Genomic DNA, 22,673 nt, shown 5'->3' with positions numbered 1-22,673 from the left:
GCGTTGGCGTGCGCCTGTACGGAATGAGGAATCCGCGTTCGAAGGAACGCGACCCCGATTAGCGTCGGGGCCCAGGATTCCGCTAATGTCTCACTCGTCGGAACGGCCCAACGGCCGGGAGGACAAGCCCGCTGACTGGGAATCAGGCCCGAAAGGATCTGATAGAGTCGGACTCGCCGGAAAGGGAAACGCGAAAGCGAAGAACTGGAAAGCGAAAACCGCTTGACCCGCTTCGACCGGGAATCGGACACGAAAGAGTCTGATAGAGTCGGAAACGCAAGACCGAAGGGAAGCGCCCGGAGGAAAGCCCCAGAAAATGTTCTGAGGGTGAGTACAAAGGAAGCGTCCGTTCCTTGAGAACTCAACAGCGTGCCAAAAGTCAACGCCAGATATGTTGATACCCCGGCCTGCTACGGCAGGTTGGTGGTTCCTTTGAAAGTCCTGCGGAACCTTCGGGTTCGGCAGGCAAAAACACAGCGAGGACGCAGTGGACGACGGGTCTTATTCCGACCTTGTCGTTCCGCTCTCGTGATGTGTTGTCCCGATTACGGGAAAACATTCACGGAGAGTTTGATCCTGGCTCAGGACGAACGCTGGCGGCGTGCTTAACACATGCAAGTCGAACGATGAAGCCCTTCGGGGTGGATTAGTGGCGAACGGGTGAGTAACACGTGGGCAATCTGCCCTTCACTCTGGGACAAGCCCTGGAAACGGGGTCTAATACCGGATAATACTTTCCTCCTCCTGGAGGAAGGTTGAAAGCTCCGGCGGTGAAGGATGAGCCCGCGGCCTATCAGCTAGTTGGTGGGGTAATGGCCTACCAAGGCGACGACGGGTAGCCGGCCTGAGAGGGCGACCGGCCACACTGGGACTGAGACACGGCCCAGACTCCTACGGGAGGCAGCAGTGGGGAATATTGCACAATGGGCGAAAGCCTGATGCAGCGACGCCGCGTGAGGGATGACGGCCTTCGGGTTGTAAACCTCTTTCAGCAGGGAAGAAGCGAAAGTGACGGTACCTGCAGAAGAAGCGCCGGCTAACTACGTGCCAGCAGCCGCGGTAATACGTAGGGCGCAAGCGTTGTCCGGAATTATTGGGCGTAAAGAGCTCGTAGGCGGCTTGTCACGTCGGTTGTGAAAGCCCGGGGCTTAACCCCGGGTCTGCAGTCGATACGGGCAGGCTAGAGTGTGGTAGGGGAGATCGGAATTCCTGGTGTAGCGGTGAAATGCGCAGATATCAGGAGGAACACCGGTGGCGAAGGCGGATCTCTGGGCCATTACTGACGCTGAGGAGCGAAAGCGTGGGGAGCGAACAGGATTAGATACCCTGGTAGTCCACGCCGTAAACGTTGGGAACTAGGTGTTGGCGACATTCCACGTCGTCGGTGCCGCAGCTAACGCATTAAGTTCCCCGCCTGGGGAGTACGGCCGCAAGGCTAAAACTCAAAGGAATTGACGGGGGCCCGCACAAGCAGCGGAGCATGTGGCTTAATTCGACGCAACGCGAAGAACCTTACCAAGGCTTGACATACACCGGAAAGCATCAGAGATGGTGCCCCCCTTGTGGTCGGTGTACAGGTGGTGCATGGCTGTCGTCAGCTCGTGTCGTGAGATGTTGGGTTAAGTCCCGCAACGAGCGCAACCCTTGTTCTGTGTTGCCAGCATGCCCTTCGGGGTGATGGGGACTCACAGGAGACTGCCGGGGTCAACTCGGAGGAAGGTGGGGACGACGTCAAGTCATCATGCCCCTTATGTCTTGGGCTGCACACGTGCTACAATGGCCGGTACAATGAGCTGCGATGCCGCGAGGCGGAGCGAATCTCAAAAAGCCGGTCTCAGTTCGGATTGGGGTCTGCAACTCGACCCCATGAAGTCGGAGTTGCTAGTAATCGCAGATCAGCATTGCTGCGGTGAATACGTTCCCGGGCCTTGTACACACCGCCCGTCACGTCACGAAAGTCGGTAACACCCGAAGCCGGTGGCCCAACCCCTTGTGGGAGGGAGCTGTCGAAGGTGGGACTGGCGATTGGGACGAAGTCGTAACAAGGTAGCCGTACCGGAAGGTGCGGCTGGATCACCTCCTTTCTAAGGAGCATCTAGACCCTTTCGGGGGTCCAGAGCCACTACGTCGGCAAATGTTCGACGGTGGTCAGCTCATGGGTGGAACGTTGACTACTCGGCACGGCACATGAGTCTTCACTAGTACTGCTTCGGCGTGGAACGTGAGGGTTGATGGGTCGGGTCGGGCACGCTGTTGGGTATCTGAAGGTACGGCCGTCATGGTCGTCCTTCGGTTGCCGGCCCCAGTGCACTCACCCGGTTATGGGTGGGGTGATGGGTGGCTGGTCGTTGTTTGAGAACTGCACAGTGGACGCGAGCATCTGTGGCCAAGTTTTTAAGGGCGCACGGTGGATGCCTTGGCACCAGGAACCGATGAAGGACGTGGGAGGCCACGATAGTCCCCGGGGAGTCGTCAACCAGACTTTGATCCGGGGGTTTCCGAATGGGGAAACCCGGCAGTCGTCATGGGCTGTCACCCGCTGCTGAACACATAGGCAGTGTGGAGGGAACGAGGGGAAGTGAAACATCTCAGTACCCTCAGGAAGAGAAAACAACCGTGATTCCGGGAGTAGTGGCGAGCGAAACTGGATCAGGCCAAACCGTATGCGTGTGATACCCGGCAGGGGTTGCGCATGCGGGGTTGTGGGATCTCTCTTTCACAGTCTGCCGGCTGTGAGACGAGTCAGAAACCGTTGATGTAGGCGAAGGACATGCGAAAGGTCCGGCGTAGAGGGTAAGACCCCCGTAGCTGAAACATCAGCGGCTTGTTTGAGAGACACCCAAGTAGCACGGGGCCCGAGAAATCCCGTGTGAATCTGGCGGGACCACCCGTTAAGCCTAAATATTCCCTGGTGACCGATAGCGGATAGTACCGTGAGGGAATGGTGAAAAGTACCGCGGGAGCGGAGTGAAATAGTACCTGAAACCGTGTGCCTACAAGCCGTGGGAGCGTCGCGCATCGAGCTTGCTCGGTGCGTCGTGACTGCGTGCCTTTTGAAGAATGAGCCTGCGAGTTTGCGGTGTGTTGCGAGGTTAACCCGTGTGGGGAAGCCGTAGCGAAAGCGAGTCCGAATAGGGCGGTTTAGTAGCGCGCTCAAGACCCGAAGCGGAGTGATCTAGCCATGGGCAGGTTGAAGCGGAGGTAAGACTTCGTGGAGGACCGAACCCACCAGGGTTGAAAACCTGGGGGATGACCTGTGGTTAGGGGTGAAAGGCCAATCAAACTCCGTGATAGCTGGTTCTCCCCGAAATGCATTTAGGTGCAGCGTCGTGTGTTTCTTGCCGGAGGTAGAGCACTGGATAGGCGATGGGCCCTACCGGGTTACTGACCTTAGCCAAACTCCGAATGCCGGTAAGTGAGAGCACGGCAGTGAGACTGTGGGGGATAAGCTCCATGGTCGAGAGGGAAACAGCCCAGAGCATCGACTAAGGCCCCTAAGCGTACGCTAAGTGGGAAAGGATGTGGAGTCGCAGAGACAACCAGGAGGTTGGCTTAGAAGCAGCCACCCTTGAAAGAGTGCGTAATAGCTCACTGGTCAAGTGATTCCGCGCCGACAATGTAGCGGGGCTCAAGCGTACCGCCGAAGTCGTGTCATTCATACGCATAGGGCCAACGCCTGTATGGATGGGTAGGGGAGCGTCGTGTGCCGGGTGAAGCAGCCGCGGAAGCGAGTTGTGGACGGTTCACGAGTGAGAATGCAGGCATGAGTAGCGATACACACGTGAGAAACGTGTGCGCCGATTGACTAAGGGTTCCTGGGTCAAGCTGATCTGCCCAGGGTAAGTCGGGACCTAAGGCGAGGCCGACAGGCGTAGTCGATGGACAACCGGTTGATATTCCGGTACCCGCTTTGAAACGCCCAATACTGAATCAGGCGATGCTAAGTCCGTGAAGCCGGCCCGATCTCTTCGGAGTTGAGGGTAGTGGTGGAGCCGATGAACCAGACTTGTAGTAGGTAAGCGATGGGGTGACGCAGGAAGGTAGTCCAGCCCGGGCGGTGGTTGTCCCGGGGTAAGGGTGTAGGCCGTGTGGTAGGCAAATCCGTCACACATTAAGGCTGAGACCTGATGCCGAGCCGATTGTGGTGAAGTGGATGATCCTATGCTGTCGAGAAAAGCCTCTAGCGAGTTTCATGGCGGCCCGTACCCTAAACCGACTCAGGTGGTCAGGTAGAGAATACCGAGGCGTTCGGGTGAACTATGGTTAAGGAACTCGGCAAAATGCCCCCGTAACTTCGGGAGAAGGGGGGCCATCACTGGTGAGGGAACTTGCTTCCTGAGCTGGGGGTGGCCGCAGAGACCAGCGAGAAGCGACTGTTTACTAAAAACACAGGTCCGTGCGAAGCCGTAAGGCGATGTATACGGACTGACGCCTGCCCGGTGCTGGAACGTTAAGGGGACCGGTTAGCTGCTCTTCGGGGTGGCGAAGCTGAGAACTTAAGCGCCAGTAAACGGCGGTGGTAACTATAACCATCCTAAGGTAGCGAAATTCCTTGTCGGGTAAGTTCCGACCTGCACGAATGGCGTAACGACTTCTCGACTGTCTCAACCATAGGCCCGGTGAAATTGCACTACGAGTAAAGATGCTCGTTTCGCGCAGCAGGACGGAAAGACCCCGGGACCTTTACTATAGTTTGATATTGGTGTTCGGTTCGGCTTGTGTAGGATAGGTGGGAGACTTTGAAGCGGCCACGCCAGTGGTTGTGGAGTCGTCGTTGAAATACCACTCTGGTCGTGCTGGATGTCTAACCTGGGTCCGTGATCCGGATCAGGGACAGTGTCTGATGGGTAGTTTAACTGGGGCGGTTGCCTCCTAAAGAGTAACGGAGGCGCCCAAAGGTTCCCTCAGCCTGGTTGGCAATCAGGTGTTGAGTGTAAGTGCACAAGGGAGCTTGACTGTGAGACCGACGGGTCGAGCAGGGACGAAAGTCGGGACTAGTGATCCGGCAGTGGCTTGTGGAAGCGCTGTCGCTCAACGGATAAAAGGTACCCCGGGGATAACAGGCTGATCTTCCCCAAGAGTCCATATCGACGGGATGGTTTGGCACCTCGATGTCGGCTCGTCGCATCCTGGGGCTGGAGTCGGTCCCAAGGGTTGGGCTGTTCGCCCATTAAAGCGGTACGCGAGCTGGGTTTAGAACGTCGTGAGACAGTTCGGTCCCTATCCGCTGTGCGCGTAGGAATATTGAGAAGGGCTGTCCCTAGTACGAGAGGACCGGGACGGACGAACCTCTGGTGTGCCAGTTGTTCTGCCAAGGGCATGGCTGGTTGGCTACGTTCGGAAAGGATAACCGCTGAAAGCATCTAAGCGGGAAGCCTGCTTCGAGATGAGTATTCCCACCAACTTGATTGGTTAAGGCTCCCAGTAGACGACTGGGTTGATAGGCCAGATGTGGAAGCCCGGTAACGGGTGGAGCTGACTGGTACTAATAGGCCGAGGGCTTGTCCTCAGTTGCTCGCGTCCACTGTGTTAGTTCTGAAATAACGAACAGCCGTGTCAATATCCGGTTGGTTCAATTTCATAGTGTTTCGGTGGTCATTGCGTTAGGGAAACGCCCGGTTACATTCCGAACCCGGAAGCTAAGCCTTTCAGCGCCGATGGTACTGCAGGGGGGACCCTGTGGGAGAGTAGGACGCCGCCGAACTCCTTTTAGGAAGAGCCCCGTGCCCTTGTGGCACGGGGCTTTTTCGCGTTCCGACCCTTTAAGGTCGTGCCATGCGCTACGAACTTGTCATCTTCGACAACGATGGTGTGCTCGTCGACAGCGAGCCGATCGCCAACACCGTCCTGGCCGGCTATCTCACGGAGCTCGGGCACCCCACCTCGTACGAGGAATCCCTGCGGGACTACATGGGATCCGCCGTGCACCGCGTCCACGACCTCGTCCAGGAGCGGACCGGGACCAAGCTGCCGGAGGACTTCGACGTCACGCTCCACTCGCGGACCTTCGCCGCGTTCGAGGCGGAGCTGGAGCCCGTCCCCGGCGTCGGCGACCTGCTGGGCAAGCTCGTCGCCGACGGCATCCCTTACTGTGTCGCGTCCTCCAGCAGCCACCAGCGCATCCGGGTCAGCCACCGGGAGACCGGGCTCGACCAGTGGTTCGAGGAGGAGTGGATCTTCAGCGCCGAGGACGTCGGCCGGGGCAAGCCCGCGCCCGACCTCTTCCTCCTCGCCGCCGAACGCATGGGCGTCGCCCCCGGCCGGTGCGTGGTCATCGAGGACAGCCCGCTCGGCGTCGAGGCGGCCCGGGCGGCCGGCATGGACGTGTACGGGTTCACCTCGATGATGCCCGCGGACCGGCTGAGCGGTGTGACCGGGTATTTCTCCGACATGGGACAGCTGCCGGAATTGCTTGCCTGACGCGTCTACCCACGGGTAGAAACTGGCTCTACGCTCGCGGCCATGACAGATGCACGGTTGCGGCACGGCAGGGCGTCCCTCGCGTTGAGCTTCTTCGTGCAGGGGGTCACCTTCGCCCTTCTGGTGACGCGGATTCCCGCCATCCAGGACCGGTACGGGATATCCGACGGCCTGCTGCCCGTGTTCCTCGCCGCCGTGCCGATCCTGGCCGGGGTGGGCAGTGTGCTCACCGAGAAGGTGGTCGCGCGGGTGCGGCCGCGGGTGGTGCTGCGGTGGGCCCAGCCCGTCGTGCTCCTCGCGCTTCTCGGCGTCGGCGCCGGCAGCGAGCTCTGGGCGGCCGCCCTGGCGCTCGGGGCGTTCGGGCTGGCCGTCGGTGCGCTGGACGCGTCCATGAACATGATGGGCGTCAGCCTGCAGCGGGCGTACGGGCGCTCCATCATGCTCGGCTTCCACGCCGCGTACAGCCTGGGCGGGATCGCCGGGGCCTCCCTGGCCTGGGCCGGGGCGCACTGGGACCTGTCGCTGCTGGCCTCGTACCTTCCGGCGGTCGTGGTGCTGCTGCCCGCGGCGTTCATCGGGAGCCGGTGGTACGTGGAGGGCGCCGACGAGCAGCGCGAGACGGGCGGCGAGGCGGCGAAGGGGGCCGGAGCGGTCTCGTTCCGGCTGCTGCTGCCGCTGTGCCTGGTGATGAGCTTCGCGTACATCGGGGACTCGACGGTCTCCAACTGGAGCGCGAAGTATCTCCAGGACGTGCTGGGCAGTTCGGAGCAGCTGGCCACCGTGCCGTACAACGTCTACATGGTGACTACGCTGCTGGGGCGGGCCGTCGGGGACCTCGGCGTACGGCGGTTCGGAGCGGTCGCCGTGGTGCGCGGCGGGACCGTGCTCGCGGCGGCCGGGTTCGCCGTGGTGGCCGTCGCCGGCGGGGCGTGGACGGGGATGCTCGGGTTCACCATGCTCGGGCTCGGGCTGTGCGTGATCGTGCCGCAGACCTTCGCCGCGGCCGGGCGGATGTTCCCCGGGGCCAGCGACACCGCGATCGCGCGGCTGAACATCTTCAACTACGTGGGCTTCCTGGTCGGCTCCCCGTTGGTCGGGGCGCTCGGGGACGCCTGGAGCTACCGGGGCGCGATGCTGGTGCCGATGGTGCTGGTGCTCGCGACGCTCCTGTACGCCAAGTCGTTCGGCGCGGAACCCGCCCGATACGGTGGCGGGCATGAGCGGCCGCGCACAGCTGATGTGGGATGACGCAGTAACGGGCTACGACTTCGGGGAGAGCCACCCGATGGACCCGGTCCGGCTCGCCCTGACGATGGGACTCGTGCGGGCGTTCGGTCTCGACCGGGCGGTGGACGTGGTGACGGCGAAGTCCGCCGGGGACTCCACGCTGCGGCTGGTGCACCGGCCGGACTACGTGGCGGCGGTGAAGGCCGCCTCGGCCGATCCGCGTGCGGCGGACCAGACGTACGGCATCGGGACCGTGGACGACCCCGCGTTCGCCGGGATGCACGAGGCGTCCGCGCTGATCGCCGGGCAGTCCGTGGCCGCCGCCGAGGCGGTGTGGCGGGGCGAGACCCGGCACGCGGTGAACTTCACCGGCGGGCTGCACCACGCGATGCCCGGGGGAGCCGCGGGTTTCTGCATCTACAACGACCCGGCGCTGGCCATCGCGCGGCTCCTGGAGCTCGGCGCCGAGCGCGTCGCGTACGTCGATGTGGACGTGCACCACGGCGACGGGGTGGAGGCGGCCTTCTGGGAGGACCCGAGGGTCCTGACGATCTCCCTGCACGAGCACCCGCGGACGCTCTTCCCGCAGACCGGCTGGCCGGAGGAGACCGGGGCGGGGCCCGGTGAGGGCGGCGCCGTCAACGTGGCGCTGCCGGCCGGGACCGGGGACGCCGGGTGGCTGCGGGCGTTCCACGCCGTGGTGCCCGAGCTGCTGGCCGACTTCCGGCCGCAGGTGCTGGTGTCGCAGCACGGGGCGGACACCCACTTCGAGGACCCGTTGGCGCACCTGGCGGTGTCGCTGGACGCGCAGCGGTCCGTGATGGCGGCCTGCCACGACCTGGCGCACACCTACGCCGACGACGGCCGCTGGGTGGCCCTCGGCGGCGGTGGGTACGCGGTGGTGGACGTGGTGCCCAGGTCCTGGACGCACCTCGTGGGCATCGCCGCGCATGCGCCGGTCGACCCGGAGTCGGTGATCCCGTCGTCGTGGCGGGACGAGGTGTACGCGCGCACGCGGCAGTTGGGGCCCGCGCGGATGACGGACGGGCGGGCGCCCACGTGGTCGGCGTGGGAGGACGGGTACGACCCGGCGGACCGGCTGGACCAGGCGGTGCTGGCGACACGGCGTGCGGCGTTCCCGCTGCGGGGCCTGCTCACCTGACGCGGGCACGGATGGCCCCCGGCGTTACGGGGTTGAGTACGGGTTACGCCGACTGTGGGGCGTAATCGGGCTTTTGGCCCCCGGAAGGGCCGGTTCGGGCAGCATCGGTGGGGTGTTGAGCACCGGAGCGCTGCGTGCGCATCTGCTGGCGGCCCGGCTGGCCGGGCCCGTGGCGACCTCGCGTGAGGTGAGCCTGCGGAGTTATCGGCTGTTCGCGGCCCGCGACCCCCGGGTGACGCTCGGCCTCGACCCCGGACGGGGCTGGGGCGAGCGGGAGTTGCTGGAGCTGATGGCGGACAGGTGCGGGGTCTCGGACGATCCCACGCATGTGTCGGGGCCCGATGTCATCGATCCGGAGCGGACGGTGGCGGGGCTCGACGCGTTCGCCGCGCGGCTGTCGCAGGCGGCGGCGCGACGGGTTCCGGTGCTCTTCGGGACCGGGCATCCGCACCGGCTGATCGGCTTCTACGCGGCGCTGGCAGACGCCCTGTCGTCGGCGGGCTGCCCCGTTCTCACTCCGGCACAGGGCCGATGTATCGACATAACGACTCGGTTTGGCGTACGTGCGTACCACCTCGACTACGTACGGGGCGTCGCGCTGGTGCGTGAACCCGGCGCGGGGGCGGCCGGCGGTGGCACCGGCGCACACTCCCACTCGCCGCTGCCCGTGCGGGTCGCCCTGGAGGCCGCCGCGGCCGGGTGCGGACCGGTTCCGGAGCTCGTCGTCGGGGACCACGGATGGGTCTGCGGTGCAGGTCAGCTGGGCATCGAGGCGATCGGTCTCGCCGATACGGACGACCCCGCGCTGTTCGTCGGGGAGGCCGAGGGGCGGGTGGCGGTGGCCGTTCCGCTGGACGACGCGGTGCGGTCCGCGTACTACCTGCCGCTCACGCGCTATGTACTCAATCGGGCATGTCTGTCACAGTAGCGGCCGATCGTCTCTCCTCTTCCCCACTCGCATCACCCGCCCCTAACCTGGGGAGTGAGCGCACAACGACGAAGAGTCACCGGAGGGGAAGCCGGTGCGCGTCTCGTGCGGAAGGTACAGGTGAGTCATGGCTGCTGACAGCGAGAGGCCTCTGAACGAGGTCAAGTTTCTGACCGTGGCGGAAGTCGCCTCGGTCATGCGGGTGTCGAAGATGACCGTGTACCGCCTGGTGCACAGCGGTCATCTGCCGGCGATCCGGGTGGGCAGGTCCTTCCGGGTGCCGGAGCAAGCGGTTCACGAGTATCTGCGCGAGTCCTTCGTGGGGGTGGCATCGGCCTGACATTCCCCTCGGATTACGTCCCTCACGCGGTGGCGGGTAGGCTAGGCCGACGTAGGTCGTGTGGGCCCAGACGCCCCGCACCAGTGAAGAAGAAGTGAGCGAGGGTAGTCGTGGGCTCTGTTATCAAGAAGCGGCGTAAGCGGATGGCCAAGAAGAAGCACCGCAAGCTGCTCAAGCGCACGCGCGTTCAGCGTCGCAACAAGAAGTAGGCGAACGCAGTTCGTGAATCCGCAGCCCTCCCGCCGTTCCGGCGGGAGGGCTGCGGTGCTGTGTGCGGGGGTGCTCACCGGTTACGGTGACGTCCTGACCGACCGAATGCGGGAGACCGACGGAAGGCGCTGATCTTGGGGAAGGTCGTGCTCGTCACGGGAGCGGCCCGGCAGCTGGGCGGCCGTTTCGTGCGGCGTGTCCAGCGTGATCCGGACGTGGAGCGGGTGATCGCGGTCGACGCGGTCGAGCCGGGGCACGAGCTGGGCGACGCCCTCTTCGTCCGGGCGGACATCCGCGGGCCCGCCGTCGCCAGAGTCCTCGCCGAGCACGCCGTGGACACCGTCGTGCACCTGGACGTCAGCGGCTTCGCGCTCGGGGCCCAGGCGCGTACGGCGGTCAAGGAGACCAACGTCATCGGCACCATGCAGCTGCTCGGCGCCTGCCAGAAGGCCCCGGCGGTGCAGCGGCTCGTGGTGAAGTCCAGTACCGGCGTGTACGGCTCGGCGCCGCGCGATCCGGCGGTCTTCCACGAGACGACCCCGCCCAAGTCGCTGCCGGGCGGCGGCTTCGCGAAGGACGCGGCGGAGGTCGAGGGGTACGTACGGGGCTTCGCGCGCCGCCGGCCGGACGTGGCCGTGTGCGTGCTGCGGTTCGCGAACATCCTGGGGCCCGACGCGGACTCGCCGCTCGCCGACTATCTGTCGCTGCCGGTGCTGCCGACCGTCTTCGGGTACGACCCGCGGCTCCAGTTCGTCCACGAGGACGACGTCATCGACGTCCTGGGCATCGCGGCCGGCGAGCCGAGGCGCGGGACGCTGAACAGCGGCACGTTCAACATCGCGGGCGACGGGGTGCTGCTGCTCTCGCAGTGCGCGCGGCGGCTGGGGCGGCCGACGGTGCCGATGCTGCTGCCCGCGGTCACCTGGGTCGGGCAGGCGCTGCGGGCGGTCGGCATGACCGACTTCTCGCCGGAGCAGATCCGGCTGCTCACCCATGGCAGGGTGGTCTCCACGGTCCAGATGCGCGAGACGCTGGGATTCGTGCCGCAGTACTCCACGGGGGAGACGTTCGCGGACTTCGCGCGCAGCCGGGCGCCGGGGCTCCTGCCGCCCGGCACGGTCGGCCGGGCCGTGGACCGCGTGGCCGCGGCGGTGCCCCGGATCGCCGGGACCGGCGGCGACACCCACCCGACCCCGAGCGCCAGGTAGAGGAGCGCAGCGACGATGGCGGATGCCAAGGTCATTCCGTTCGACGACGACCGTTCGCGGCCGGGGGGTCTGCCGCGCGCCGCGCGCCGGCGCCCTCCGGTACGCGGTACGGGGTCGGTCAGCGCCCTGCCGGGGCAGGCGGACCCCGGCGAGCACCGGGAGAGCCGTCAGGAGGGCGCTCAGCGGGCCGGGGAAGCCGAGCGGGGCGCCTGGGACCGGCGGATCGCGGGCGGGCTGGCGTTCCTGCGGCGGCGGGTCACCGGTGAGTACGACGTGGACGAGTTCGGCTACGACGAGGAGCTGACCGACCAGGTCCTGATGTCGCTGCTGCGGCCGGTGTACGAGAAGTACTTCCGGGTCGAGGTGAAGGGCGTCGAGAACATCCCGGCCGAGGGCGGGGCGCTCATCGTGTCCAACCACTCGGGGACGCTGCCGCTGGACGGGCTGATGCTGCAGGTCGCGGTGCACGACCACCATCCGGCGGGGCGCCATCTGCGGCTGCTCGCGGCGGACCTGGTCTTCATGCTGCCGGTCGTCAACGAGCTGGCCCGCAAGGCCGGGCACACGCTGGCGTGCGCGGAGGACGCGGAGCGGCTGCTGCGCAAGGGCGAGGTCGTCGGTGTGATGCCGGAGGGCTTCAAGGGGATCGGCAAGCCGTTCGGCGAGCGGTACAAGCTCCAGCGCTTCGGGCGGGGTGGCTTCGTGTCGACGGCGCTGAAGGCCGGGGTGCCGATCGTGCCGTGCTCGATCGTGGGCGCCGAGGAGATCTATCCGATGATCGGGAACTCCAGGACGCTGGCGCGGCTGCTGGGTTTCCCGTACTTCCCGATCACGCCGACGTTCCCCTGGCTGGGGCCGCTCGGGGCGGTGCCGCTGCCGACGAAGTGGACGATCCAGTTCGGCGAGCCGATTCCGACGGACGGCTATCCGCTGGAGGCGGCGGAGGACCCGATGCTGATGTTCAACCTGACGGACCAGGTGCGGGAGCAGATCCAGCACACGCTGTACAAGCTGCTGGTGCAGCGGCGGTCGGTGTTCTTCTGACGGCCGCCGCCGCACCGGTGCGGGTCAGCCCTTGTCGTCCTCCGCGTCGATGCCGAGGCCGCCGATCAGGCCCGGGAGCAGCGGCGGGATGGTGATGTCCGGCGTCGGCGTCGAGCTCGGGGTCTCCTTCGAGGGGCTGCTCGCGTCGGGGGACGGCGGGTCGAAGAGGCCGTCCGTGCCGCCGCCGATCAGGCCGTCGGCCGGGCTGCTGCCGGTGTCCGAGGGGCGCGGCGAGGAGCTGGTGCCCGTGCCGCCGGCGTCCTTGTGGCGCGCGGAGGACGAGGGCGACGGGGTGGGTGCGCCGGTGGTGGGGTCCGCGCTGGTGCCGGTGGAGCCGGAACGCTGGGATCCGGCGCTCTTCTCCGGGGGGCGCGGGAGCAGCGACTGCAGCGGTGCGACCTCTTCGTCCATGGCCTCGAAGACCGAGCTGACCTGGTTGCCCACGTCGGTCAGCTGGACGGGGAGGCGGTCGCGGAGGCTGGTCCAGCTGTCGCGGTGGGAGCGGGAGAAGGAGTCCAGGGTCTGGATCGGGCCGAGGGCGCCGTCCCGTTCGTACGCGGCGTGGAGGAGGCGGTGGCCCTCGGTGGCGTCGTGGGTCATGCCGTTGAGCGTGCGCCGGATCTCGCCGAGCTGCTCGTGGTCGAGGTGGCCCGAGCGGGCGCGCTCCATGAGCCGGCGGGCCTCGCTGAGGCGGGTCGACGCCTGGTCGAGGTAGATCTCGCCGCGGTCGGTGTCGTCGCGGGTGAGGCCGAGGTGGATGTCCTCCATGCCGCGCTTCAGCCCGTAGAGCGAGTCACCGGGGAGGGCGTCGGAGCTGGCAGCGGCGACGCCGCCGAAGGCTCCCGCGGCCACACCGACGGTGAGCCCGCCGGCGGCGAGGCCCTTCGTCCAGCGGGATCTGGGGCGCAGTTTGCGGAGCGGGGAGGCGCGGTGGCTGCCCCTGCTCCGTTGCCCCGGCACCGTAGGGTCCGCGGGCGCGCCTCCCTGGGCGAACATGGCTTCCATGGCGGCGACGAGCTGGGCTCGCTGCACCACTTTGACCTCGGGGTCCAATACCGGCTTCGGTAGCTCACCGAGGCCGTTCGCCAGGGCCAACAGCGGTCCTCGGTCGGCCTGTTCGGCCGGGTCCTCGGGCTGTACGGCCGCCGCACCGCGGAGCGACTGCTCCTCCAGGGCCTGGGCGAAGGCGTTCGCCCGCCGGTGTGCCGAGACGTTTGCGATCACTGGCGGCACCTCCTCTCGTCATGACGGTCGACTCCCCTGGCTGTCCGGAAGGTTGCACACCTTGAGCGCTTCCACACGATCGAGTGAGCGTCTGCGGACATGGTGTGACGACAGGGGGCCTGCAACCGGCACAACGAGTGGCGCGGCACTTGGGTTACGCACGAAAGATGATCGGACCAGTGCGCGCTGAACCCGGTGCCGGGAGGGGCACTGCCGTCGGAGCCGGCCCGGCCGGGGGAGGCGGCGTCAGCGGGCATCGTCCGGGAGGAGCCGGGCGAGGGTGCGGACCGCGCGGTACTGGAGGGTCTTGATCGCGCCCTCGTTCTTGCCCATCACACGGGCCGTCTCGGCGACCGAGAGGCCTTGCAGGAAGCGCAGGGTCACGCACTCCTGCTGCTGGGGGTTGAGCCGGCGCACGGCCTGGAGGAGCGCCGCGTTGGAGAGGGACTCCATGACGGAGTCCTCGGGGCTGCGGGCGACCTCGTTGGCGTCGAGCATTTCGCCGGTGGTCACTTCCAGCCGGAAACGACTGGATTTGAAGTGGTCGGCGACCAGGTTGCGCGCGATCGTGACCAGCCAGGCGCCGAAGTCGCGGCCCTGCCAGGTGAACGTGGAGATGCGGCGCAGGGCGCGCAGGAAGGTCTCGCTGGTGAGGTCCTCCGCCGTCGCCTTGCTGCCCACGCGGTAGTAGATGTAGCGGTAGACGGTGTCGCTGTACTGGTCGTAGAGGCGGCCGAAGGCGTCGGCCTCGCCGGCCTGGGCGCGCTCGACGAGCTCCATCATGCGCGCGCTGTCGCTGTCGGCGGCGGGCCGCCGGACCGGAGCGGCGGTCGCCGCGCCGCGACTGCCGCGTCTTCCGACCGCCGCGGCGCGTTCGGCCAGGGCATAGCAGGGGCCGGCAGGTGCAGGGGTGGCGAATGCGGGTACGGCGTACGCGGTGGGGACGAAGCCGCGCATGCGTTCGGCTACTGATGCGCGCAGCGTAGCCAGGCCCGAGGCGTCAACCCCGACGTGTGGGTACACGGGACTCCCAGAGGCAGAGCTTCCATCACGAGCAGTGCGAAACCGTCACTCGTCGTAGTGAGTGGCGGGTCCGGAATGCGTCTGAGGAGAATAACGCTTCGTACAGGCGACGCTACGCCGAGTTGCGGAAATCACCGGTTGGGTCGCTTCCGTGCCAACTTTTCGACGCACCAAGTCGCACATCGTGACCGCTTGTTGATCGATTCGCTTCGAGATCTGTCTGCGGGCGCAACGGGTTGTGGTCGGTGAAAAGAGTGCCCGGTGTTGACGCACGCGGACGCGGAGAGTCAGCGGCGGCGGCGGTGCAGGGCGACGGCCGCGGCGGTGCCGCCCGCGAGCGCGCCGACACCGGCGGCGGCCGGGATGCCGACCTTGGCCGCCTTGCGGCCGGTGCGGTAGTCGCGCAGCCGCCAGTCCAGGGCGCGTGCGTGCTTGCGGAGCTTGGTGTCCGGGTTGATCGCGTACGGGTGGCCCACCAGCGACAGCATCGGGATGTCGTTGTGCGAGTCGCTGTACGCGGCGCAGCGCGCCAGGTCCAGGCCCTCCGCCGCCGCCAGGGCGCGGACCGCCTCGGCCTTCGCGGGGCCGTGCAGGGGCTCGCCGACCAGGCGCCCGGTGTAGACGCCGTCGACCGATTCGGCGACCGTGCCGAGCGCCCCGGTCAGGCCGAGGCGGCGGGCGATGATCGTGGCGGTCTCCACCGGGGCGGCGGTGACCAGCCAGACCTTCTGGCCGGCGTCGAGGTGGGCCTGGGCCAGGGCGCGGGTGCCGGGCCAGATGCGGTCGGCCATGTACTCGTCGTAGATCTCCTCGCCGATCGACATCAGCTCGGAGACGCGGTGGCCCTTGACGATGGACAGGGCGCTGTCGCGGGCGTCCTGCATGTGCTCCGGGTCCTCGACGCCGGCCAGCCGGAACCACGCCTGCTGCCAGGCGAACCGGGTGAGCTCGCGGCGCTCGAAGAACTTGCGCTTGTAGAGGCCGCGGCCGAAGTGGAAGATCGCGGCGCCCTGCATCACGGTGTTGTCGAGGTCGAAGAAGGCGGCGGCCCGTTCGTCGCCGACGACGGGGAACTCGGGCTCCCGCGCCTCGGTCTCCTCGGCGGCGGATTCGGCTTCGAGCGAGGACTTCCGCGCGGCCTCCGCCGCCGCCTCGCCCGCCAGCACGCTGCGTGCGGTCGCGGAACGCCTGCGGGGGGTGAGCCATCCAAAAGCGGCCATGCGGTGAGCATAGCCAGTCGTCCCGGCCCTTCCGGTTCCGCCGTGGTGCCGCGGTGTGAACTCCAGGTGTCCGGGACAGCTCCGCGGGGGCCGCAGAATGAGGGCATGAGTGCCCTGCTGCGTCGTAGGAAGAAGAACCCCGCCGAGCGTGTGGTGACCCTGGTGGGGAAGCCCGGCTGCCACCTCTGCGACGACGCCCGCGCGGTGGTGCGCGCCGTGTGCGAGGAGACCGGCGCCTCCTGGGAGGAGAAGGACATCGCCCGGGACGAGGAGCTGTACCGGGAGTACTGGGAGCAGATCCCCGTCGTGCTCGTGGACGGCGAACAGCACACGTTCTGGCGGGTCGACCCGGTGAGACTGCGCAGCGCGCTGCTTTCCTGAGTGAAACCCGGTTACCATCGTGGGCGTTTTGAGTGGTCTCGGGGGCGTGGCTGTGAGGAGTGTGTGCTGCTGTGCCCCCTTCGGGCCCGCAACGGGCTGATGCGATCCATGGTTCCTGGATCGCACGACGTATGTGCGTGACCCCGGTCACGTTGACCGGACAAAACGGACACAATCTTTGTGCACGCGTTCACAAAGACATAGCCTGCATTCGACGGGGCGGTCTTGGGACATACGGCCGCCTGCAGCCCCGCTCATCCCGCAGGAGCACCGTGGCAACTGGCCGAAATCACCGACCGGCGACCCGCAGCCGAGGAATTCCCGAGGCCACCGTCGCCCGACTTCCGCTGTATCTCCGCGCGCTGACCGCGCTCTCCGAGCGCTCGGTCCCCACGGTCTCCTCCGAGGAGCTCGCGGCGGCGGCGGGGGTCAACTCCGCGAAGCTGCGCAAGGACTTCAGCTATCTCGGCTCGTACGGGACGCGCGGCGTCGGCTACGACGTCGAGTATCTCGTCTACCAGATCTCGCGCGAACTGGGCCTCACCCAGGACTGGCCGGTCGCCATCGTCGGCATCGGAAACCTCGGCGCGGCCCTCGCCAACTACGGCGGCTTCGCCTCGCGCGGCTTCCGCGTCGCCGCCCTGATCGACGCCGACCCGGCGATGGCCGGTACGCCCGTCGCGGGCATCCCCGTCCAGCACGCCGACGACCTCGACCGCATCATCAGCGAGAACGGCGTCTCCATCGGCGTGATCACCACCCCGCCCGGCGCCGCCCAGCAGGTGTGCGACCGGCTCGTCGCCGCCGGGGTCACCTCGATCCTGAACTTCGCCCCGACCGTCCTCTCCGTGCCCGACGGCGTCGACGTGCGCAAGGTCGACCTCTCCATCGAGCTCCAGATCCTCGCCTTCCACGAGCAGCGCAAGGCCGGTGAGGAGGGCGTCGACACCACGCCCGACCCGGCCGCGCCGCCCGTGCGAGCCACCACCGGCCGGAAGGGACCCGACGGGGACATGCCCGCCGTGATGCCGGCATGAGCCTGCTCCTCGTGGGTCTGAGCCACCGCAGCGCCCCCGTCTCCCTGCTGGAACGGGCCTCGCTGGCCGCCGACACCCAGGCCAAGCTGCTCCAGGACACCCTGGCGGCCGAGCCCGCCGCCGAGGCCGCCGTCCTCGCCACCTGCAACCGCATCGAGCTGTACGCCGACGTGGACAAGTTCCACGCGGGCGTCGCCGAGCTGTCCACGCTGCTCGCCCAGCACAGCGGCGTCGGGCTCGACGAGCTCACTCCGTATCTCTACGTGCACTACGAGGACCGGGCCGTCCACCACCTCTTCTCGGTGGCCTGCGGGCTGGACTCGATGGTCGTCGGCGAGGGCCAGATCCTCGGCCAGATCAAGGACGCGCTGGCCCTCGGCCAGGAGCTGCACACCGCGGGCCGGCTGCTCAACGACCTCTTCCAGCAGGCCCTGCGGGTCGGCAAGCGCGCCCACAGCGAGACCGGGATCGACCGGGCCGGGCAGTCGCTCGTCACCTTCGGCCTGGAACAGCTCGCCGACGGCCCCGACACCGCCGCCTGGGCCAAGGGCAAGCGCGCCCTCGTCATCGGCGCCGGCTCCATGTCCTCGCTGGCCGCCGCGACCCTGGCCCGCACCGGCGTCGCCGAGATCGTCGTCGCCAACCGCACCCGGGCCCGCGCAGACCGCCTGGCCGAGATCCTGAACCAGCCCGGCTCCACCGGCGTGCGCGCGCACGCCGTGGAGATGGGCGAGGTCACGGGTGAACTGACACGTGCCGACATCGTCGTCTCGTGCACCGGCGCCACCGGCCTCGTGCTCACCGCCGACGCCGTCGCCGGGGCCCTCGGCCTCGCCCCCGCCCGGGACGCGGCGAGCGGCCTCATCCCGGCGCAGTCCACCGGACCGGTCCGCGTGGCGCTGCTCGACCTCGCCATGCCGCGCGACATCGACGCGGGCGCCGGACGCCTCGACGGTGTGCGCCTCGTCGACATCGAGTCGCTCGCGGAGGCGTCGGCCGACGCCCCGATGGCCGCCGATGTGGACCAGGTGCGCACCATCGTCGCCGACGAGGTCGCCGCCTTCGGTGCCGCCCAGCGCGCCGCCCACATCACCCCGACCGTCGTCGCCCTGCGCACGATGGCCGCCGGTGTGGTCGCGGACGAGATCACGCGGCTGGACGGACGCCTCCCCGACCTGGACGAGAAGCAGCGCGCCGAGATCACGCAGACCGTGCGCCGCGTCGTCGACAAGCTCCTGCACGCGCCCACCGTGCGGGTCAAGCAGCTCGCCAGCGAGCCCGGCGGCGCCGGGTACGCGGACGCGCTGCGAGAACTCTTCGACCTCGACCCGCAGACGGTCGCCGCCGTCTCCCGGGCAGACCTGAACGACCCGAATCGAGGGCGGTCATGACCGACAACTCACCCCTGCGGCTGGGGACCAGGCGCAGCAAGCTCGCCATGGCGCAGTCCGGGCACGTCGCCGACGCGGTCAGCGAGGTGACCGGCCGCGCCGTCGAACTCGTCGAGATCACCACGTACGGGGACACCTCGCGGGAGCACCTGGCGCAGATCGGCGGGACCGGCGTGTTCGTCGCCGCGCTGCGCGACGCGCTGCTGCGCGGCGAGGTGGACTTCGCCGTCCACTCGCTCAAGGACCTGCCGACCGCGCAGCCCGAGGGCCTCGTCCTCGCCGCCGTGCCGGTCCGTGAGGACCCGCGCGACGTGCTGGTGGCCCGGGACGGGCTGACCCTCGCGCAGCTGCCGGCCGACGCCCGTATCGGCACCGGATCGCCGCGCCGCATGGCCCAGCTCAACGCGTACGCCCGGAGCCACGGCCTCGACATCGAGACCGTGCCGATCCGGGGCAACGTCGACACCCGGATCGGGTTCGTACGTGACGGCGAGCTGGACGCGGTGGTTCTCGCCGCGGCCGGGCTCAGCCGCCTCGGCCGCAGTGGTGAGGTGACCGACTTCCTGTCGGTCGACACCGTGCTGCCCGCTCCCGGCCAGGGAGCACTGGCGATCGAGTGCGCTGCGAGCAGCGCCGACCTCGCCGCCGCGCTCGCCGAGCTCGACGACCCGTACACCCGGGCCGCCGTGACCGCCGAGCGTGCCCTGCTCGCCGCCCTGGAAGCCGGCTGTTCCGCACCCGTGGGTGCGCTGGCCGACCTCCTCGCCGACGGTCAGGCTGTCAACGAACTGCGCCTGCGCGGTGTCGTCGGTTCCACCGACGGTGCCTCGCTGGTGCAGATGTCCACCACCGGTCCCGTTCCCACGTCGCACGACGACGCGGCGGCGATCGGTCGCGAACTCGCGGCCGAGATGCTTGCCAAGGGTGCGGCCGGTCTTATGGGGGAGCGAGCACTTTGAGCCCCACCGGCCCCGCCGCATCCGATTTCCCGGTCCAGTCCGCAGGGCACGTCACCTTCCTCGGTGCCGGTCCCGGCGATCCGGGACTGCTGACCCTGCGCGCCGTCGAGGCGCTTGCGAGCGCGGACGTTCTTGTCGCCGAACCGGATGTTCTCGGCGTCGTCCGCTGCCATGCGCGGGCAGGCGTAAGCACGCCTGAGCTGACGGTTGTTGACGCGCAGTCAACAGCCGCCGGGGTGCCCGTTCTCAGGGACGCGGCCAATCTTGTCATGGAGGCCGCGAAGGGCGGCAGGCGGGTCGTCCGTGCCGTGGCCGGCGACCCCGGCCTGGACGGGAACGCGGCCGGCGAGATGCTGGCCTGCGCCTCGGCCGGCATCCCCTTCGAGGTCGTCCCGGGCATCGCCAACGCCGTGGGGGTGCCCGCGTACGCCGGGGTGCCGCTGCGGGACGCGCAGGGCGCGGACGTACGGTTCGTCGACGCCCGTACGGCCACCGACCGCTGCTGGAGCGAGGTCGGCGCGAGCGACGCCACGTGCGTCCTCTCGACGTCGCTGGACACGGTGGCCGCCGCCGCCGGGGAGCTGGTCGCGGCGGGCCGCAAGCCCGACACCCCGCTGACCGTGACGGCCGCCGGCACGACGACGCGCCAGCGCACCTGGACGGCGACCCTCGGGACGATCGCCCAGGTCTTCAAGCAGGGCAAGGTGCTCCCGTCGCCGGAGGGGCACCAGCCGGTCATAGCCGTGGTCGGGGAGCGCAGCTCCGCCGCCCAGCGCGACCAGCTCGCGTGGTTCGAGTCCAAGCCGATGTTCGGCTGGAAGGTGCTCGTGCCGCGTACGAAGGAGCAGGCGGCGTCGCTCTCCGACCAGCTGCGTTCCTACGGTGCGGTGCCGCACGAGGTGCCGACGATCGCTGTCGAGCCGCCGCGTACGCCCCAGCAGATGGAGCGCGCGGTCAAGGGCCTGGTCACCGGCCGGTACGAGTGGATCGCCTTCACCAGCGTCAACGCCGTGAAGGCCGTCCGGGAGAAGTTCGAGGAGTACGGGCTCGACGCCCGGGCCTTCGCGGGGATCAAGGTCGCGGCCGTCGGCGAGCAGACCGCCGCCGCGCTGATCGACTTCGGTGTGAAGCCGGACCTGGTGCCCTCGGGCGAGCAGTCCGCGGCCGGGCTGCTTGAGGACTGGCCGCCGTACGACCCGGTCTTCGACCCGATCGACCGCGTCTTCCTGCCGCGCGCCGACATCGCCACGGAGACCCTGGTGGCCGGGCTGATCGAGCTGGGCTGGGAGGTCGACGACGTCACCGCGTACCGCACGGTCCGCGCCTCGCCGCCGCCGGCCGAGACCCGCGAGGCGATCAAGGGCGGCGGCTTCGACGCGGTGCTCTTCACCTCGTCCTCGACCGTCCGCAACCTGGTCGGCATCGCCGGCAAGCCGCACAACGTGACGGTCATCGCGTGCATCGGCCCCGCCACGGCGAAGACCGCCGAGGAGCACGGGCTGCGCGTGGACGTCCTGTCGCCGGAGCCCTCGGTGCACAAGCTGGCCGAGGCGCTGGCCGAGTTCGGCTCGCGGCGCCGGGACGCGGCCCGGGAGGCCGGTGATCCGGTGACCCGGCCCAGCGAGCGCCGCCCGGGTGCGCGCAGGCGGCGTACGACGACCTGATCCGGTGCTGTGACGCGGGGCCCGGCCACCTCTCCGGAGGGGGTCGGGCCCGGCTCTTTCCCGGCACTGGTGTCGGTAAGAGCGCGGGGCGCGCGGGTCTAGTCTCGAAGGATGACTGTGTACGGAAACTTCCCCGGCTCGCGGCCCCGTCGGCTGCGGACGACCCCCGCGATGCGGCGGATGGTCGCCGAGACACGGCTCGATCCGGCCAACCTGATCCTGCCCGCGTTCGTCCGCGAGGGCATCGACGCCCCGGTCGCGATCTCGGCCATGCCCGGCGTGCAGCAGCACACCCTGGACACCCTGCGGAAGGCCGCCGTCGAGGCGGTCTCGGCCGGAGTCTCGGGGATCATGCTGTTCGGCGTCCCGCTGGACGAGAAGAAGGACGGCCGGGGCACGGCGGGCACCGACCCGGACGGCATCCTCCAGGTCGCGCTGCGCGCGGTGCGCGAGGAGGTCGGCGACGACCTCATCGTCATGTCGGACCTGTGCCTGGACGAGTTCACCGACCACGGGCACTGCGGTGTACTGACCTCGGACGGCCGCGTGGACAACGACGCGACCCTGGAGCGGTACGCGGAGATGGCCCAGGTCCAGGCCGACGCGGGCGCCCATGTGGTGGGCCCCAGCGGGATGATGGACGGCCAGGTCGGCGTCATCCGCGACGCGCTCGACCAGACGGGCCACGAGGACGTCGCGGTCCTCGCGTACACCGCGAAGTACTCCTCCGCGTTCTACGGCCCGTTCCGCGAGGCCGTCGGCTCCTCGCTCAAGGGCGACCGCAAGACCTACCAGCAGGACCCGGCCAACATCCGCGAGTCCCTGCGCGAGCTGGCGCTCGACCTCGAAGAGGGCGCGGACATGGTCATGGTCAAGCCGGCGGGCCCTTACCTGGACATCCTGGCGAAGGTCGCCGAGGCGTCGGACGTACCGGTCGCGGCGTACCAGATCAGCGGCGAGTACGCGATGATCGAGGCCGCCGCCGAGAAGGGCTGGATCGACCGGGACGCGGCGATCATGGAGAGCCTGACGGGCATCCGCCGCGCGGGCGCGCAGCTGATCCTGACGTACTGGGCGACGGAGGTCGCGCAGCGGCTGGGCGCGCAGCGCTGAGAGAAATGGGGGGAATCCGGCGGCGATTGCTGCCGGGAGCGGGGCAATGCCGGAGAAATGCGCGCGAGCAATTCACTTCGGGGTTCTTCTCGTGACCTCAGTAAGCTACGAGCATCCGCCGA

General features: G+C 68.1%; 17 protein-coding genes and 3 rRNA genes. 17 read left to right on the top strand and 3 right to left on the bottom strand.

Going from position 1 to position 22,673, the window contains the following annotated elements; translation table 11 throughout:
- Nucleotides 1-558 precede the first annotated feature (558 nt).
- The 11 genes from OG242_RS13665 (at nt 559) to OG242_RS13615 (ending at nt 12,539) form a co-directional block, all read left to right on the top strand.
- A 16S ribosomal RNA gene (locus tag OG242_RS13665) occupies nt 559-2,084 on the top strand.
- Between the two features lie 300 nt (nt 2,085-2,384).
- Nucleotides 2,385-5,509: ribosomal RNA gene (locus OG242_RS13660) — 23S ribosomal RNA — on the top strand.
- Between the two features lie 78 nt (nt 5,510-5,587).
- A 5S ribosomal RNA gene (gene rrf / locus OG242_RS13655) occupies nt 5,588-5,704 on the top strand.
- The 16S, 23S and 5S rRNA genes sit together here, the layout of an rRNA operon.
- Before the next feature lie 71 nt (nt 5,705-5,775).
- A complete protein-coding gene (locus OG242_RS13650) occupies nt 5,776-6,420 on the top strand; it encodes an HAD family hydrolase (RefSeq protein ID WP_405898433.1) in 645 nt (214 codons plus the stop codon).
- 42 nt (nt 6,421-6,462) lie between these two features.
- The gene (locus tag OG242_RS13645; RefSeq protein WP_405898432.1) at nt 6,463-7,668 is read left to right on the top strand and encodes an MFS transporter; all 1,206 of its coding nucleotides are present in this window, start codon (nt 6,463-6,465) and stop codon (nt 7,666-7,668) included.
- Nucleotides 7,637-8,809, top strand: coding sequence for an acetoin utilization protein AcuC (locus OG242_RS13640; RefSeq protein WP_405898431.1), 1,173 nt, complete (start codon nt 7,637-7,639; stop codon nt 8,807-8,809). The genes OG242_RS13645 and OG242_RS13640 overlap by 32 nt, the downstream gene beginning before the upstream one ends.
- Nucleotides 8,810-8,921: 112 nt before the next feature.
- Complete coding sequence (locus tag OG242_RS13635) at nt 8,922-9,737, top strand: phosphatase (protein ID WP_405898430.1); 816 nt, start codon at nt 8,922-8,924, stop codon at nt 9,735-9,737.
- 127 nt (nt 9,738-9,864) lie between these two features.
- Nucleotides 9,865-10,077 (top strand): helix-turn-helix domain-containing protein, encoded by a 213-nt coding sequence (locus tag OG242_RS13630; protein ID WP_018525026.1) that lies wholly within the window; start codon nt 9,865-9,867, stop codon nt 10,075-10,077.
- A 110-nt stretch (nt 10,078-10,187) separates the two neighbouring features.
- Nucleotides 10,188-10,286, top strand: coding sequence for a 30S ribosomal protein bS22 (locus tag OG242_RS13625; protein ID WP_003948845.1), 99 nt, complete (start codon nt 10,188-10,190; stop codon nt 10,284-10,286).
- Between the two features lie 135 nt (nt 10,287-10,421).
- On the top strand, nt 10,422-11,495 hold the full coding sequence (locus OG242_RS13620) for an NAD-dependent epimerase/dehydratase family protein (protein ID WP_405898429.1): 1,074 nt from the start codon (nt 10,422-10,424) through the stop codon (nt 11,493-11,495).
- A 15-nt stretch (nt 11,496-11,510) separates the two neighbouring features.
- The gene (locus OG242_RS13615; RefSeq protein ID WP_405898428.1) at nt 11,511-12,539 is read left to right on the top strand and encodes a lysophospholipid acyltransferase family protein; all 1,029 of its coding nucleotides are present in this window, start codon (nt 11,511-11,513) and stop codon (nt 12,537-12,539) included.
- A 24-nt stretch (nt 12,540-12,563) separates the two neighbouring features.
- Here the strand turns inward: OG242_RS13615 and OG242_RS13610 are convergent, their stop codons facing one another.
- The 3 genes from OG242_RS13610 to OG242_RS13600 all read right to left on the bottom strand — a co-directional run bounded on the left by OG242_RS13610 (nt 12,564) and on the right by OG242_RS13600 (nt 16,006).
- Complete coding sequence (locus tag OG242_RS13610) at nt 12,564-13,763, bottom strand: DUF5667 domain-containing protein (RefSeq protein ID WP_405898427.1); 1,200 nt, start codon at nt 13,761-13,763, stop codon at nt 12,564-12,566.
- Nucleotides 13,764-14,009: 246 nt separating this feature from the next.
- Nucleotides 14,010-14,786 carry an ECF subfamily RNA polymerase sigma factor, BldN family gene (locus OG242_RS13605; RefSeq protein ID WP_405898426.1) on the bottom strand — a complete coding sequence of 259 codons (777 nt, stop codon included), beginning with the start codon at nt 14,784-14,786 and terminating at the stop codon, nt 14,010-14,012.
- A gap of 287 nt (nt 14,787-15,073) precedes the next feature.
- Complete coding sequence (locus tag OG242_RS13600; RefSeq protein ID WP_405898425.1) at nt 15,074-16,006, bottom strand: HAD family hydrolase; 933 nt, start codon at nt 16,004-16,006, stop codon at nt 15,074-15,076.
- A 105-nt stretch (nt 16,007-16,111) separates the two neighbouring features.
- On the opposite strand from OG242_RS13600, the gene OG242_RS13595 reads away from it, so the two are divergent.
- The 6 genes from OG242_RS13595 to hemB all read left to right on the top strand — a co-directional run bounded on the left by OG242_RS13595 (nt 16,112) and on the right by hemB (nt 22,551).
- Complete coding sequence (locus OG242_RS13595) at nt 16,112-16,387, top strand: glutaredoxin family protein (protein ID WP_405898424.1); 276 nt, start codon at nt 16,112-16,114, stop codon at nt 16,385-16,387.
- 272 nt (nt 16,388-16,659) lie between these two features.
- Nucleotides 16,660-17,424: a redox-sensing transcriptional repressor Rex gene (locus OG242_RS13590; RefSeq protein ID WP_164639981.1), complete on the top strand. Its 765-nt coding sequence runs from the start codon at nt 16,660-16,662 to the stop codon at nt 17,422-17,424.
- Nucleotides 17,421-18,815, top strand: a complete 1,395-nt coding sequence (locus tag OG242_RS13585; RefSeq protein WP_405898423.1) for a glutamyl-tRNA reductase — start codon at nt 17,421-17,423, stop codon at nt 18,813-18,815. The genes OG242_RS13590 and OG242_RS13585 overlap by 4 nt, the downstream gene beginning before the upstream one ends.
- Nucleotides 18,812-19,774 (top strand): hydroxymethylbilane synthase, encoded by a 963-nt coding sequence (gene hemC, locus OG242_RS13580; RefSeq protein WP_405898422.1) that lies wholly within the window; start codon nt 18,812-18,814, stop codon nt 19,772-19,774. Before OG242_RS13585 ends, hemC begins: the two co-directional genes overlap by 4 nt.
- A complete protein-coding gene (locus OG242_RS13575) occupies nt 19,771-21,438 on the top strand; it encodes a uroporphyrinogen-III synthase (RefSeq protein ID WP_405898421.1) in 1,668 nt (555 codons plus the stop codon). Before hemC ends, OG242_RS13575 begins: the two co-directional genes overlap by 4 nt.
- Nucleotides 21,439-21,549: 111 nt before the next feature.
- The gene (gene hemB, locus OG242_RS13570; protein ID WP_405898420.1) at nt 21,550-22,551 is read left to right on the top strand and encodes a porphobilinogen synthase; all 1,002 of its coding nucleotides are present in this window, start codon (nt 21,550-21,552) and stop codon (nt 22,549-22,551) included.
- The last annotated feature ends 122 nt before the right edge of the window (nt 22,552-22,673 follow it).

Source organism: Streptomyces sp. NBC_00727 (assembly GCF_045161745.1).
Classification (GTDB): Bacteria; Actinomycetota; Actinomycetes; order Streptomycetales; family Streptomycetaceae; genus Streptomyces.
Note: the sequence above shows the minus strand (reverse complement) of the source record. Positions and strands in the feature narration are given on the sequence as shown.

Bases quoted from the DNA above. Each gene is read 5' to 3' on its own strand.
- OG242_RS13650 (WP_405898433.1), top strand. From the start codon at position 5,776: ATGCGCTACGAACTTGTCATCTTCGACAACGATGGTGTGCTCGTCGAC.
- OG242_RS13645 (WP_405898432.1), top strand. From the start codon at position 6,463: ATGACAGATGCACGGTTGCGGCACGGCAGGGCGTCCCTCGCGTTGAGC.
- OG242_RS13640 (WP_405898431.1), top strand. From the start codon at position 7,637: ATGAGCGGCCGCGCACAGCTGATGTGGGATGACGCAGTAACGGGCTAC.
- OG242_RS13630 (WP_018525026.1), top strand. From the start codon at position 9,865: ATGGCTGCTGACAGCGAGAGGCCTCTGAACGAGGTCAAGTTTCTGACC.
- OG242_RS13615 (WP_405898428.1), top strand. From the start codon at position 11,511: ATGGCGGATGCCAAGGTCATTCCGTTCGACGACGACCGTTCGCGGCCG.
- OG242_RS13600 (WP_405898425.1), bottom strand. From the start codon at position 16,006: ATGGCCGCTTTTGGATGGCTCACCCCCCGCAGGCGTTCCGCGACCGCA.
- OG242_RS13595 (WP_405898424.1), top strand. From the start codon at position 16,112: ATGAGTGCCCTGCTGCGTCGTAGGAAGAAGAACCCCGCCGAGCGTGTG.
- OG242_RS13585 (WP_405898423.1), top strand. From the start codon at position 17,421: ATGAGCCTGCTCCTCGTGGGTCTGAGCCACCGCAGCGCCCCCGTCTCC.
- hemC (WP_405898422.1), top strand. From the start codon at position 18,812: ATGACCGACAACTCACCCCTGCGGCTGGGGACCAGGCGCAGCAAGCTC.
- hemB (WP_405898420.1), top strand. From the start codon at position 21,550: ATGACTGTGTACGGAAACTTCCCCGGCTCGCGGCCCCGTCGGCTGCGG.